Source organism: Candidatus Chlorohelix sp. (assembly GCF_037138995.1).
Lineage (GTDB): Bacteria > Chloroflexota > Chloroflexia > Chloroheliales > Chloroheliaceae > Chlorohelix.
Window position 1 is genome coordinate 1 of the sequence record NZ_JBAXHI010000026.1, and the last position, 15,078, is coordinate 15,078.

9 protein-coding genes and 1 tRNA gene are annotated in these 15,078 nt (G+C 47.3%); 7 read left to right on the forward strand and 3 right to left on the reverse strand.

Annotation, left to right across the window (positions count from 1 at the left end):
• Window positions 1-97: 97 nt before the first annotated feature.
• Together WCK19_RS12280 and WCK19_RS12285 are read right to left on the reverse strand one after the other, a co-directional pair.
• On the reverse strand, window positions 98-790 hold the full coding sequence (locus WCK19_RS12280; protein ID WP_342397678.1) for an ABC transporter ATP-binding protein: 693 nt from the start codon (window positions 788-790) through the stop codon (window positions 98-100).
• Window positions 791-808: 18 nt separating this feature from the next.
• Window positions 809-3,427 (reverse strand): FtsX-like permease family protein, encoded by a 2,619-nt coding sequence (locus tag WCK19_RS12285; protein WP_342397679.1) that lies wholly within the window; start codon window positions 3,425-3,427, stop codon window positions 809-811.
• A gap of 152 nt (window positions 3,428-3,579) precedes the next feature.
• Between WCK19_RS12285 and WCK19_RS12290 the strand changes: the two genes are divergently transcribed.
• The 3 genes from WCK19_RS12290 to WCK19_RS12300 all read left to right on the forward strand — a co-directional run bounded on the left by WCK19_RS12290 (window position 3,580) and on the right by WCK19_RS12300 (window position 7,334).
• Window positions 3,580-3,653: transfer RNA gene (locus WCK19_RS12290), tRNA-Arg, on the forward strand.
• Between the two features lie 69 nt (window positions 3,654-3,722).
• On the forward strand, window positions 3,723-5,705 hold the full coding sequence (locus WCK19_RS12295) for an amidohydrolase family protein (RefSeq protein ID WP_342397680.1): 1,983 nt from the start codon (window positions 3,723-3,725) through the stop codon (window positions 5,703-5,705).
• Between the two features lie 6 nt (window positions 5,706-5,711).
• Complete coding sequence (locus tag WCK19_RS12300) at window positions 5,712-7,334, forward strand: ComEC/Rec2 family competence protein (RefSeq protein ID WP_342397681.1); 1,623 nt, start codon at window positions 5,712-5,714, stop codon at window positions 7,332-7,334.
• Here WCK19_RS12300 and WCK19_RS12305 read toward each other — a convergent pair.
• Window positions 7,297-7,677 carry a hypothetical protein gene (locus tag WCK19_RS12305; RefSeq protein WP_342397682.1) on the reverse strand — a complete coding sequence of 127 codons (381 nt, stop codon included), beginning with the start codon at window positions 7,675-7,677 and terminating at the stop codon, window positions 7,297-7,299. The two genes, WCK19_RS12300 and WCK19_RS12305, sit on opposite strands and share 38 nt — an antisense overlap.
• Window positions 7,678-7,967: 290 nt before the next feature.
• On the opposite strand from WCK19_RS12305, the gene phoU reads away from it, so the two are divergent.
• The 4 genes from phoU (at window position 7,968) to WCK19_RS12325 (ending at window position 14,972) form a co-directional block, all read left to right on the forward strand.
• Window positions 7,968-8,672, forward strand: coding sequence for a phosphate signaling complex protein PhoU (gene phoU, locus WCK19_RS12310; protein WP_342397683.1), 705 nt, complete (start codon window positions 7,968-7,970; stop codon window positions 8,670-8,672).
• An 18-nt stretch (window positions 8,673-8,690) separates the two neighbouring features.
• A complete protein-coding gene (locus tag WCK19_RS12315; RefSeq protein WP_342397684.1) occupies window positions 8,691-9,503 on the forward strand; it encodes an SDR family oxidoreductase in 813 nt (270 codons plus the stop codon).
• Between the two features lie 275 nt (window positions 9,504-9,778).
• Entirely contained in the window at window positions 9,779-13,657 is a 3,879-nt protein-coding gene (gene bchH, locus WCK19_RS12320; protein ID WP_342397685.1) for a magnesium chelatase subunit H, read from the forward strand.
• A gap of 178 nt (window positions 13,658-13,835) precedes the next feature.
• Window positions 13,836-14,972 (forward strand): RNA-guided endonuclease TnpB family protein, encoded by a 1,137-nt coding sequence (locus tag WCK19_RS12325; RefSeq protein ID WP_342397686.1) that lies wholly within the window; start codon window positions 13,836-13,838, stop codon window positions 14,970-14,972.
• Window positions 14,973-15,078 lie beyond the last annotated feature (106 nt).

Genomic DNA, 15,078 nt, shown 5'->3' on the forward strand with positions numbered 1-15,078 from the left:
TACCGCAATAGACGGTAGAGATTTTACATTTGGCGCGAGTAATGTAAGAATCAGCGCTATTAATAACTAATGCCGATGAAATAGAATAGAATCTTTTTTAACCTTGCATTATGCTCGTTTCGATGAACTGCCCGTCTTTCATGTGCAGCACCCGGTCGGCGCGTGCTGCTACTTTGGGGTCATGTGTCACCAGAATTACGGTTAAGCCCAACTCCTCACGCAGTTTGAAAATTAATTCCAAAATCTCCTGACCGCGTTCGCTATCGAGGTTTCCGGTAGGCTCATCTCCCAATAGAATGGCGGGTTGGTTGGCAAGGGCGCGGGCAATTGCTACTCGCTGTTGCTCTCCACCGGATAATTCTTTAGGCTTATGCTTCAAGCGATGCCCAAGCCCTACCATCGTTAACAGTTCGGTAGCGCGTTTTTCGGGCTGGAAGCGGCTTTTATCATCGAATTGCACCGGTAGCGCGACATTTTCCAGCGCGGTCAAAGTAGGCACAAGGTTAAAGAACTGGAACACAAACCCAATGGTACGGTTACGTACGTCTGCCAGTTTGTCTTCTGAAAGGCGGCTGAGTTCCTGTCCGGCAATGGTAATTGTACCGCTTGTAGGTGTATCTAACCCCCCGATTAAGCCTAGCAGCGTAGTTTTGCCGCACCCGCTAGGTCCTACAATTGCTACCACTTCGCCCTGCTCTACTTTTAGGTTTACTCCCCTTAGAATACTGAGCTTTTCACGCCCCATTGGGAGTTCTTTTATCAGATTTCGCGCCTCTAATATGGTCGGCATATTTATCCTTTCAAGCTGTTATTCATATCGCAAGACTACCAGCGGTTTTTCCTGCACTGCTCCCCACGCGCTGATTAATGTAGCTACCAGCGCCAAGCCGATGCCAAGCAGCATGAGCAGCGCGGCAACTCCCGGCGACCATGTAAAGGCTATGGTGCTTGCCCCTCGTCCCCCTGATGATGAGGATGAGAAGCGGTTGACATTCAGCGCGAGTATGATGCCAGCGCCTACCCCTATCAAGCCCCCCAGAAAGCCTACCAGACCGCTTTCCCATAGCAAGATACCCATGACTCGCTTGCGTTTTGCCCCTACCGCTTTAAGTACCCCGATTTCGGTGCGCCGCTCCAGCACTGCCAATGCCACATTGTTCGCCACCAGTATCGCCCCACTGAACAAGCTTAATAGGCTGAGAATCAAGGGAAACGCTAGAATTTGGTCGAGTAACCGATTAAAGGTATCTAGCAGGTCGTCCAAATCTAGCACGGTTGGCACAATAGCTTGCGCGTTTTGGAGCGCGGCTTGCTTGAAGGGGCGATCTATGAGCATATAGTAGAGGGTAAAGGGTGTACCCAGTTTGGCTACTACATTATACGGGGCAACATAGCTGCCCTCAAAATTTACAAACGAGGTATATTCTTCGGCAATGCCCACCACTTCAAGCTCGGTAGTCTGGTTAGGCTGTCCTGAAGTTGATTGAGGTCGCACTATAAGCTTGTCTCCGGGTTTTACTCCAAGCGAATCGGCAGTATTTTTGCTGATTAAAATTAGATTTCGGTCAGCATCTTCGGGGGTCAGGTTGCGTCCTGCTGCAATTTTCTGAGTATTGGTGTTTCCGGTAGATTCCCCGTTTATGTAAGCTCGCCCGTTCAACGAAATGGTACTGCGCCCATCCGGTGGCGTATTACCGTTTATTGCTTCGAGCCTTACGCTGGCAAAGTTGCTTGGAAAGACTTTTTGCATGCCTTGGATTTGTTTGAGGCTGGCAATATTGTTAGCCGTAATTTCGGGGGTGTTACCGCCTGCCAACAGTCCGGTAAAGCCGATAGTGTTGTAGCCTAATTGGATGTCGAAAGCCTCTCGGATGGAGGATTTCACGCTGTCTGCTACAAAAGTAATAAAGCTGATAAAGAATAACCCCACTACCATAACCATTACGGTGGTAGCGGTGCGTCCCCGATTGCGGCTGAAGCTACGCACTGCCATTTTAATAGCAGGATTGCGGGGCGTAGGTAGCAACCCGAACAATAGGATTATAACCCATAGCAATCCTACCAACACCGCCATTAATACCAGCGTGATAAAGGCGATTATCACTCCCAATACAAGTTCATTAATCAAAACACCCGCGATGATTCCTAGCGCAAGAGTCATTAATAGTAGGATTATGAAGCCCGGAATACCGCCGATGCGTGGAACCATCGTGGATTGGGCGCGTAGCACTACCGCAGGGCGTACTCTGGCAGCGGCATAACTAGGTAGGAATCCAAAGACTCCCGAAGTGATTACGCCCACCAACATACCCACAATGATTGGTCTCGGATATAGCGACCACACCAGTGGGCGAGCAAAGAACCCCTCTGCCACACCTTTTATGCCTAATCCTAGTAACTCGCCCAGAATAACGCCCAATACACTGCCCATTATGCCTAGAAATAAGGCTTCCAGCGTAAAGATGAAAAGGGTCTGGCGCGTTTTTAAGCCAAGCGCTTTTACGGTAGCGATTTCGGTGGTGCGCCTCCCGATAACTACCAGCATGGTGTTGATTACACCAATGCCGCCCACCAGCAACGAGAGCAAGCCGATATAAGACAGGAAATCCTGAGTAATACTGATGCCTTTGGTTAGCTGAGTCTGGATTTCGTAAGCGGTATCGCCGCTAAAGCGCGTCCCGCGAGTTAGGGTTTGTTTGGCAGAGTCTATTACTTTATCGCTTGGGGTTTTGGCGAAGACCTGTGAAGGTAAATTGTCGGCAGCATCATACATACTGGCGGAGGTTGGAATAGAAGTAATCATATAGCCGAAAAATTGACCCGGTCCAAGAATTACCCCTGGCAATACAATATTGCTTTTCCCCGTCACTTTGAGCTTAATATTTTGACCGTTGCTTCCCGAAACTTCCAAATCCTGTCCGAGCTTTAGTCCGAGCTTTTCCCACAGGTTTTTACTGACCACTACTGTACCGGGTTGCCCGATTAGTTCACGTAGGTTTTTACCTTTTGGCTCTATTATTTCAAAATTGCCGTAGAGCGGATAGGTAGCCGGGTCAACCGCGTATAGCGTAGGCGGAAAGCTGAAATAGTTTCGCAAACGGATATTGCTCTGCACAATCAGGGGAGACCATTCTGTTATCACACCATCGGATTTAAATGTATTTAGTTTGTTTTGGTCATCGGTGGTGAATACTCGGCTAGAGCTAGTATTGTTGGCGCGTGAACTGGATATTCGCAGCACAATATCGCCCCCTGCTTGAGCTTTGGTATCGCCTGTCATCGTATCCTGAATGCTGCTACCTAGCGCCTGTAACGCCACCAATGCTGCCACGCCAACCGCTACACACAATACTGCGAAAAAGCTGCGTTGCCCCCCACGTAATACCGAACGCCAAGCATAGGTAAAATAAAATTTGAAGCGTTTCAATATCTCACCAGTCCTTAAATTGTCACTATTCTAAGAGCGTGCTATGTAGTATTATACACATGTAGAAAGGTAAAAGTTTCAGAAGCTTTCAAGGTTTGACAAACAAGGTGCTAGGTCTTATAATCATCATCTGTAAAAAGCTACAAAATTATGCGCGTGTAGCTCAGTTGGATAGAGCGTTTGGTTGCGGACCAAAAGGTCAGGGGTTCAAGTCCCTTCACGCGTATCAGCAAAATAAAAATTTCTTAACCGCCTATTTGGGCGGTTTTTTTTATTCATAAGCAAAGGAAGAAAAATGGAAAAGGCTGATTATATATTGGCGGGCGGCACAATAGTGCTGATGGATGAAGCTCGCACCGTAATTGAAGATGGCTCTATCGTAGTAAAAGAAGATAAAATTCTGGCGGTTGGCACTTCCGAGGATATAGCCTTAAAATATGAGGCGGTTGAAGTTGTAGATTGTAGCGGTCAAGCGCTAATACCCGGTTTGATAAATGCTCATACCCACGCGCCTATGACTTTGCTGCGCGGTTTAGCTGATGACTTGCGGCTAGATGTGTGGTTGATGGGTTACATGATGCCGGTAGAACGCGAGTTTGTTAACCCGGAATTTGTAAGATTGGGGACAAAACTGGCGTGTGCCGAAATGATAAAAACTGGCACTACCTGTTATAACGACATGTACTATTTTGAAGAAGAAATAGCTGCTGCTACTGCTCAGGCGGGCTTGCGGGCAGTGTTGGCTCAAAGCGTTATGAAATACCCTAGCCCCGACTCGGCAAGTTATGAAGACGCATTGGTACGTACCCGCGAATATATCCAGCAATGGAAAGGACATCCCCTGATTGTGCCGGCGGTTGGTCCACACGCTCCTTATACATGTCCCCCCGAAATTTTGAAAGCATGCACGGAACTGGCGATGGAATTTGACGTACCCTTGCATATTCACATTTCCGAAACTGCGTTGGAAGTTGAAAATATGCGTAAAGAAAATAATATGCCAGTGGTGCCGTGGATTAGGAAACAAGGCGTGCTGGATGCCAAAGTAATAGCCGCGCATTGCGTCCATATAGATGAGGGCGAGATACGTACCCTTAAACATGCAGGTGCTGGCATAGCGCACAACCCGACCAGTAACCTGAAACTTGCCAGCGGTGTTGCGCCTATCGTTTCAATGCTTAATATCGGGGTAAATGTTGGCATCGGCACCGATGGACCTGCCAGCAATAATGATTTGGACATGTTCGAGGAAATGCGCCTTGCTGCGCTGTTGGCTAAAGGCTTTTCCGGCGACCCCACCGCCTTGCCTGCCAGAGAAGCTTTTGCAATGGCTACTATCCTTGGTGCGCGTGCCATGCATATCGGGGATATTACCGGTTCTCTTGAACCGGGAAAACGTGCCGATATTGTAGCTGTCGATCTCAGCACGCTCCACAATACCCCACGTTTCCAGCGCAACCCTGACGCGATTTACTCGCAACTGGTTTATGTCAGTAAAGGTAGTGATGTATGCCATGTAATTTGTAATGGGCGTTGGTTGCTGCGTAATCGCAAACTTTTAACATTGGATGAAGCCGAACTCGCCCGCGAATCGGCGTTGGTGGCGCAAAAAATCGACAAGTTTTTGTTGGCGCGTGAAGGCGATATTGTTCGCAAATTGCTGGCATTGGGTGGCTTGAGCCAAGAGGAGAGCTTCGAGGTACAGGTTAAGGCGCATCTGGACGATCTGTCAGTGGTTGAGAAATTCCTGAAAGACCCAGAACTTACTATAATCAAATCTTCACGCTATCGTCAGTATGATACCTATTTCTCTTTTGCTTTGGCAGGGCAGGGGCAATTACGAATCCGTGAGGATATTTATCTCGATGAATTTGATCGCCCTACTCCGCGTAGTCGCTCACGCCTGACGCTGACAGGGGAAGCCTCCGAACATGAGTACCCGCTTGGGGTGATTTTGAGTCGCGCTCGCTTTACCGCTTCTGCCGAACAATCGGTGCGCTTTTATCGCGAATATTTGAACCCTTCTGAAGAGCGTGAAATCGTCAAAGTACGGCGTAGGCATCGTTTTCTATTCCATGACACCCAATTCGCGATTAATATAGATCACCTTACTGCGCCTGAGCGTCCCGGATATTATGTGGAAATCAAAAGCCGTACTTGGTCGAGTCGTGATGCTGAAAATAAAGCCGACTTTATTGTAGAGCTATTGGTTAAACTGGGTATTGCAGAAAGCCACTTGCTAAAAGCTGAATATTATTCACTGGCTACGAGAGAATAGCAGTATATGTGGGCGCCTTTGCTGATACTTACCCCACTGTGGCTGGCTGGCATTTTCCTGCAAGGCTGGTTGGTATTTGAAACGCTGTGGTTGTGGGTAGGGGCAGGGGCTTCCCTTTTGATTGCGCTTTTCTACTGGTGGCTTAACCATAGTTCTGTATCGGTAAAACGTTTGCCCATAGCGCTACCGCTTTGTTTGCTTTTTGTTTGCGCCGGAGCTTTGCGCTACCAGATGTCGCTACTACCGGAAGGAACGGAGAGTATTACCTACTGGGCAGGCGATAAAGACGGTGTACCTGAGTTGCGTGTAATTGGATTGATAGCCAGCGATCCGGTTTATAGCGAAAAGGGCGGCAGTTTTCGCCTGAATACCACTCAGCTATTACCGCTCGGTGGGAAAAGCTTTGGTTCGGTTTCGGGCGATATTTTTGTCACATTTGAAGATGGGGTTATCACCCAACCCGGTGATTTGGTAGAGCTTTCCGGCAAATTGCGCCTACCTCTCGAATTTACCGAAGACCAATTTCCCTACCGCGATTATCTCAAGCGGCAGGGGATTTATGCCGTAATGTACAAACCTTCAGTGGAAGTGGTAGCGACCGGGCAAATTTTCTTTTTGTTTCGCTGGCTTAACACTCTCCGAAATAACTCGCTTGAAATTACCCGTAATTTTATGCCAGCGCGTGAAGCTGGGCTGTTGGGCGGGATTCTGCTGGGTGAGCAGCGCAACATTGACCCACAGCTCAAGCAAAATTTTCGGATTACCGGCAGTTCTCACATTGTGGCTATCTCAGGGGCGAACATTACTATAGCAATAGGGGCAATGATGCTATTGTTCAAACGCTTGTTCCGCATGCGTACTGCGCTTATTCTTTCAGGAATCGGGATGGCGAGTTATGTACTGTTGGTGGGCGCTTCACCGGGCGTAGTACGCGCCGGAGTGATGGGCGGTTTCGCTATAGTTGGCTTATTGCTAGGGCGCGAATACATCTCGTTATTGGGGTTGGCTGGCACCGCTTTTTTGATAACGCTGGCATCTCCACAGGTGTTTTATGATATTGGCTTTCAGCTATCTTGCCTTGCCACTCTTGGTTTGATTCTGATTGCTTCGCCTCTGCAAAATTATCGTTGGGTGCAAAATTTACCTCCCCTCTACCGTGAAGGGGTAGTTATGGGGGTTGCCGCCGAGATTATGACGCTGCCGTTGGTAATCTTTTATTTCAAGCAAATCGCCTTATTCTCATTGCCGGTTGGGGTGGTAGGATTACCAGCGCTGCCTCTGATAATGGCAAGTGGCGCTCTATTGGTAGTAAGCGGTTGGTTATTTGCAGTATGGCTTCCGGTAATGGTAAATGCAGTGGGCTGGTTATCGTGGTTTTTCGTGGTATATCTAGCGGAGGTGGTTAATTTCTTTGCGGCGATACCGTTCGCGGCAATCTCTGTACCCCAATTGCATCCGGTTTGGCTGGTAATCTATTATGGCTTGCTGGCTGGTGGCTTGAGCTATTGGCGAGCTATGCCCGATAGCTCATATCGAATAAACCTTAACCGGATTATTCGCTCACCGGCGGGTTTACTAGTTCTGTTCGGTATTAATGGGCTAGTGTGGCTTGCGGTATTTTTAGGTTAATTTCGGGAAAATAGTTTTGCAACTCAGGGAGAAGGTTAGGCTTTTTAAGCACACCCTTTAGTCTTATTCCGCATGTATCCTTTGATTCCCCATCATAATCGTTGAGGAGCAAGAATTCTGTAGTTTCCAGACCCGCCACCATCTGGATTTTCTGACATAAAAGGATACCCGGCTTTGAGCCTAATATGTTGTCCGCTATAACAATTTGGGGTTTGTACTCAATTGCTTTAGCGTAGCCTTCATTAAATGATTGAGCTTGAATTACTTCATACCCGGCTGGTTCAAGTACGCGCCGCATAAAAGAGCGGAGCGATGGTTCTTCATGGATAAACAAGATTTTCAAAGGTTTGCCTATCGTAAACTAAAAATCACCCTAAAAGCTATTTAGATTATACCAAACAATCTTTAAAAAGTATAGGCAATCTTTATATTTCGTTAAGGTTATATTGTGGATTTAGGCTTTTTTGCTCAACATATAAAATTCTTGTTAAGGTTTTGTTAAAGGTATTCCTTAACAGCAAAAACTTTACATAATGTAAAAATTATTTTATTAAAATACATCTATCTTTTACCTTGATATTACCTTATAATATCCTGACTAATTAGGGACGCTACTGGAAGGAGAACGGTTGGATGCTGCAACCCTCAGATAACAAGATACCTGAAAACAGGGCGCGTTTTCGCAAAAGCCTGTCTGATTTGCAGGATAGTTTAATAGATATGGCTAGTATGGTGGATAAAGCGATGCATTTGTCACTTTATATTATGAAAACACGCGACCACCGTCAAGCGGAGTCACTTATCCGCGCCGACTCCGATATAAATACCAAACGCTATGAATTGGAAGAAGAAGCAATGCGCTTGCTGGCTACCCAACAGCCTGTCTTGTCTAGGGATTTGCGCCTAGTAGCCGCGGTTATGCACATTGCCGGTGAGTTGGAGCGCATGGGCGATTATGCTAAAGGCTTGGCACGCATTAGCGAGAAAATGGAAGGGCTTGCCCCAACTAGCGCCCTTGTATTGATGGATAAAATGATGCAAATCTCGCGTGAGATGTTAAACCAATCAATTGATGCCTTTCTTAAAGGTGATATTGAACTGGCGCGTGAGCTTATAAGGCGCGATGATGAAATTGACGTGCTGTACAACGAAGCGTATCATGACTTGTTGAAGCGTATGATGGAAGATAACCGGGTGGTGGATCTCGCTACTTATATGCTCTGGGCAATCCATAACGTGGAGCGCATGGGCGACCGGATTACCAACATCTGTGAAAGAATTATCTTTGTAGAAACCGGACAAATCATGTCTAACCATCCTCCTATGCATGTTGATTAGAAGAGGTTACAGGTAACAATGAATCTTGGTATTGCAGGTAGAGTAGCAATAATTTCAGGTGGCAGCAAGGGTATTGGACGCTGCACCGGGCTGGAACTGGCGCAAGAGGGTTGTTATATCGCTTTTTCAGGGCGAAACCTCGAAACTCTGGAGAAAACCCAGCGTGAGTTTGAAGTAGCTTTCGGCAGAGAAGTTCCTGCCTTTAAGCCCCAACCAGCTTTACCCTTAGCTTTTCCCTTTCAGGGCGATATGAATAATCCGGTAGATGTCACCCGTTTTGTTGAGCAAGTGCATGCCACTTACGGGCGTATTGATATTGCTATAAACAATGTAGGTGGTTCTTTTGGCGGCGGCGGCTTTGCCCAATCCAGCGAAGACCAATGGCGCAAGGTTTTTGAAATTAATCTTTTCGCTTCCTATAACCTTAGTAAAGCGGTTGTACCCTATATGCAAGTTCATAACTGGGGGCGCATTATCAATGTTGGTAGTGTATGGGGACGTGAGGGGGGCGGCGGTTCTGCTTATAATGCCGCTAAAGCTGCCGAAATAAGCCTAGCCAAATCAATGGCAACCGACCTTGCCCGCTACGGTATTCTGGTAAATAGCGTTGCGCCCGGTTCAATCCTTTTTCCCGGCGGAAGTTGGGCGCGTAAGGTAGAGAGTGACCCAGAAGGAATGGCGGAGTTCGTAAAGCAAGAAATGCCGCTAGGTCGCTTTGGTACTCCCGAAGAAGTGGCGAATGTAATAGCCTTTCTCGCCAGCGAACGTGCCAGCCTTGTTACTGGGGCGTGTTGGTCGGTTGATGGAAGCCAAGGCAGAAGCAATATCTAACAGTGATTCAATTTAGCGCCTTTGAGTTTCAGAATTTTCCGATGCCGTAATGTGTGGGAAAATTCTTCTCTTATCCCCGAAAAATCCACTTTGTGGTTTTTCCTATTCCTATTATAGTTATAGTCGGTTTTTTTAACCTTTCGCACATGTCCAATTAAAGTTGGTAGTATGTACTACAGTAACGCAAGCCTGAATCGGTTAATTCTTATATATAGAAAATTTTATAGGCAAGGAAGATCCCTTTTCATGAAAAATCGAAAATCTGGAGGTAGTTAATGGCCACGCAGACTCGGCAAGCGCCGCGTAACTCTACGGAAACACCCAAGTCGCGTATAACAACACGCATGGTTATGGTTTTGGGTATGGAACCTTACAATATGGCGCATCTAACCGATTTAGGCAAACGCGCCTCGGTGGATATGCCAGGTTTTGACTTTAAAGTTTTTACCGATACTGCCGTTGAGAAAAATAACCCTGAAGCGCTCGCTGCAATCAAAGAATGCGATTGCTTTTTTGGCGCACTTATTCAGGGTGGTGACTTATCCGAAAAGTTGATAACTTTATTGGGAGAAGCTCAGCCTAAAGTGACGCTCGTTTTTGAAAGCACTCCTGAAGCTATGGAGTTAAACCGGGTTGGGGCGTACTCTACCAAAAAAGCCGATGGCAGCAAAGGGGAAATGCCTAAACCGGTAAAAGCGCTTGCCAATCTGTTAGTAAAAGGGCGCGAGGAAGACGCTTATTACAGCTATATCAAGCTCCAGAAATTTACCAACCGCTTGATGAAGTTTATGCCTAATAGCGGTAAGCTGGCAGACCTGAAGCACTGGATGACCATCAGCACCTACTGGACTAACAATTGCGACCAAAACGTAATCAATATGTTCCGTTTCATTGGTCGTGAATTGTTTGGTTATAAAATTGCTAAAATAGAAGAACCCCTAGAGTTGCCTGCTATCAGTTTCTGGCACCCAGACCTAGATAAATTCGTTGCCAAAAGTAAGGATTATCTTGATTGGGAAAAGAAAACCGGGCGTTGGGATGGCAAAAAAGGTAGCAAAGCTACTGTTGGGATATTGTTTTTCCGTCTCCACCTGTTGAACGGGCATAAATATATAGCCGATATTATTCGCGCATTGGAAAAAGATGGTTTGCGGGTTCTACCGATGTCGGTGACAGGTGTCGAAGGTCATGTGGCGGTACGCGATTATTTAACCGAGATTGGGGTAGATTTCCTGATTAGCACTCTAGGCTTTGGTTTGGTTGGCGGTCCTGCCGGAAGCACTAAGCCCGGTTTGGCAGCGCAAGCTACTAACGAAATTCTCAGTAAACTGGATGTAGCCTACACCGTAAGCCAACCGCTATTAGTACAGGATACCAAAAATTGGCAGGAACAGGGTGTTAATCCGGTGTCGCAAATTTTCCTCTACTCGCTGCCCGAAGTAGATGGTGCGATTGCTCCGGTGGTGCTGGGTGGCGTGAACGGTCAGGCGATTGACCTTCTACCTGATAGGGTAGAACGGCTGGTAAAACTAGCGCGTAAATGGACTACCCTGAAGCGAAAAGCCAACCGTGAGAAGAAAATTGCGATATTGGTTTATGATTATCCTACCGGGCAAGGCAACCTTGCTACTGCCGCTCTGTTGGATGTGCCTTCTTCCACTCTAAAGTTGTTGCATCGGCTTAAGGCAGATGGTTATAACGTTGGAGATATTCCCGAAACCAAAGAAAAATTGATTGAGCTTTTGCAAGCGTCCTTGAATCAGGATGACCCAAGCGTATCCAAAATTACGGCAGCAGTGGAGGATTTCTACAAGCAGAATACTCCTTACCAGCAGCAGCGCATTGAAAATCGCTGGGGCGCACCTCCGGGAGAAATTGCGCCTGCCGGACGCGACAAGATTCTGCTGGGTGGGCTTACTTTCGGCAATGTTTATGTAGGAGTACAACCGCGTTTGGGAATCTCAGGCGACCCGATGCGCCTGTTATTCGATAAGGAAAATGCGCCTCACCACCAGTACATAATGTTTTACCGCTGGCTGCAAAACACTTTCAAAGCCGATGCGGTGGTACACATGGGTATGCACGGTACGGCGGAATGGTTGCCCGGTCAACAACTGGGTTTGACTGATACATGCTGGCCCGATACGGTGTTGGGCGAAATTCCTAGCCTGTATGTGTACCCGCTCAACAACCCTAGCGAAGCGAATATTGCCAAACGGCGCGGCTATTCTGTAATCGTCAGCCATGCAATTCCGCCTTACAGTCGCGCCGGGTTGTACAAGGAATTTCTGGCTCTCAAAGACCTGCTGAATGATTGGCGCGATGGGCAACACAATGTTGAACTGTCCGATGCTATTCTCCTGAAACTCGACTTGACCCACCTCTCCGATGATATTGTGAAGCTTGATGGTGAAAGCTTTGCGGATTATGCCAGCCGCGTTTGGGTTTATCTGGGGCAAATGGAACAAACCCTGATTACAGGAGATTTGCATGTGTTGGGTGATGCGCCTTCTGCAACTGAGCAGATTGCTTTGATTGCCGAAGCCCTAAAACTGGAACGCAACGGTAACTCGTTGGCGCAACTGGCACTGAGCATCTTCAAATCCGATTCTGCTTCGGCGGCTGCTGATAGCGGTAGCATCGGATTTACCCATAACTACGAAAGCCTTTCCGGGCGGGCGCGTCGGGGCGATAGTGTGGCGATGGAATTGAAGGAGAAAGTGGATAACTGGTGCGAGCAATTTGTATCTACTACCATAGTTCAGAACGGACGTGTCCCTAACGCCGATAAATTTACTTCTGAGGAGAAACAAGCTGCTCAGGAACTTATGGCATATGGACGGCAAATGCTGGTTGGTCTTATCAATAATGACCGCGAACTGGATTATCTGTTGAAGGGCTTGAGCGGCGGGTTTATTTCCCCCGGTATCGGCGGTGACTTAATCCGTGATGGCGTAGCGGTTCTGCCCACTGGGCGCAACCTTCATAGCCTCGACCCATGGCGCATACCTAGCGATGCAGCTTGGGAGCGCGGGCGCAAAATTGCCGATTCCCTGATAGAGACGCATCGTTCCGAAAATAACGGTAGCTATCCCGAAACCATCGCGCAGATTTTGTGGGGTCTGGATACTATTAAAACCAAAGGCGAGGCTATCGGCACTATTATTGCATTGATGGGAGCGCGTCCGGTCAAAGACGGACAGGGTAAGGTTAGCTCTTACCAGTTAGTTCCCTTGTCCGAACTTGGTCGTCCACGTATTGACGTGTTGATGAACACCAGCGGTATCTTCCGCGATACCTTCCAGATGAATATTGATTTACTAGACAAGTTAGTGCGTACTGCTGCCAGCGCCGATGAGCCTGAAAACATGAACTTTATTCGCAAACATGTGAATGAGTCTATGTCAAAAGACGGCGCTACTTTTGATCAAGCTACTGCGCGTATCTTTAGCCAAGCTTCCGGCACCTATGGTACTTACGTGGACGATATGGTTACGGATAGTAGCTGGGAGTCTCAGGATGATTTGGAAGGGGTGTATCTGCGCCGTAACGCTTATGCGTATGGTGGTGAGCGTGCCGGGCAGGATTACAGCGTAACTATGCAACGGCTTCTGGGTACAGTCGAGCGTGTAGCTCAGGAAATTGACAGCGTAGAGTACGGTATCAGCGACATCCAACACTACTACAGCGCCAGCGGCACAATCAAGATGATGGCGGAAAAACGCAGCGGCAAAGAGGTAAAGCTTAATTATATCGAAAGCTTTACCAGTGAAACCAAAATTAACGATGTCGGTACGTTGTTGCGGATGGAGTACCGCACCAAACTGCTTAATCCAAAGTGGTATGAAAGCATGCTCAAGTATGACCACAGCGGTGTCCATGAAATCTCCACTCGCTTTAACCATATGTTGGGCTGGGATGCTACCACCGGCGCAGTGGATAACTGGGTTTATGACGAAGCCGGGCAGACTTTCGTGCTAGATGAGGCGATGCGTAAACGTCTTGAACAGGCTAACCCGCAAGCCGTCCACAATATGACTAAACGTTTGCTGGAAGCCCACGGGCGCGGTCTGTGGCAGGCTGATGAGGATGTAATCGAGAAGCTGCGCGATATTTACGAAGACCTCGAAGATAGATTAGAGGGCTTGGTATAGCGGCTGCCTAATTTTCTAAAAGGGGGGGACGCTTAAAATGCGTCCCTTTTTTATGTTAGCATATGTGCCGTAAGCCCCCTAGCTTTAGCTATGGGGATATAAGGCACTCCTTTCTCGCTTTAGCGGGGCTTTAGGTAGAAACTTTACATTTACCTAAAACCGTAGTATAATTGTTCTTATGAGAAAAGCTTTTATGTACAGGATATTCCCCAACAAACGAACCTTGCACATTCTTGAGGCAAGCCTTGAAGACTGTCGTTGGCTCTATAACGATACTTTGGGATTTCGTAAACAGGCGTGGGAGGATGAAAATCGTTCTGCCAATTACTACGAAACCAAAAGACGTATTCCTGTACTTAAAGTTTCTTGCCCTTCCCTTGCTACCGTCCACAGTCAGGTACTTCAAAATGTCACCGAGCGGGTTGACCTTGCGTTTCAAGCTTACTTCCGCAGGGTTAAGTCTGGGGAAAAGGAAGTTGGCTATCCCCGCTTCAAGGGCTATGGATGGTATGACAGCCGGACTTATACCCAAAGTGGTTTTAAGTTGGTCGGCAATTGCCTTGAAGTTTCCAAAATAGGAAGCCTCAAACTTGTATTGCACCGTCCCATCGAAGGGCAGCTTAAAACCCTTACCCTGCGCCGTAGTTCTACAGGCAAATGGTATGCTTGCTTTTCTGTTGAAGTAGAGCCTAAACGCTTGCCAGATAATCCTAATAAGGTAGGCATAGACGTTGGTCTTAAAACCTTTGCTACTCTCTCGGATGGAACTGAGATTGAGAACCCTCGCTTCTTTCGCAAGGAAGAAAAAGCTCTTGCCAAAGTACAGCGTAAACTTTCCAAAGAAACTAAAGGCACTCCTGAGCGTAAATTCAGACGCAAGGCAGTTGTCAGAACTCATGAACGGATTGGCTTCAAACGCCAGAACTTTAGCCACCAAACCAGCCGGAAGATAGTCAATACTAACGGCAAGATTTTTGTGGAAGATTTGACCATCAACCGGATGGTGCATAATCATTGCCTTTCCAAAAGCATCCATGATGCAGCTTGGTCGGCATTTTTCAGTATGTTGAGTAGCAAAGCGGAAGAAGCTGGCTACACTTTCATTGCTGTGAATCTGGCATATACAAGCCAAACCTGTAGCAGTTGTGGTCACAGGCTTCTGGACAAGCTCATGCTCTCCGAGAGAATATTCATTTGTCCAGATTGTAGCCTTCATATAGACCGTGACCTCAATGCCTCTCTAAACATCAAAAGCTTGGGATTACAAGCTGTGGGTTCGCCCCTAGATGCCTCCGCCTTTAGGCTTGGGGAGTAATCACCTGGGTTATAATGATTAGCGGGTAAAATCCAATATGCGTTAGTAACTTATCGGGTACATGGTTTGGATTAAATGAAAGCATACCAGCAAAAAAACACCTCAT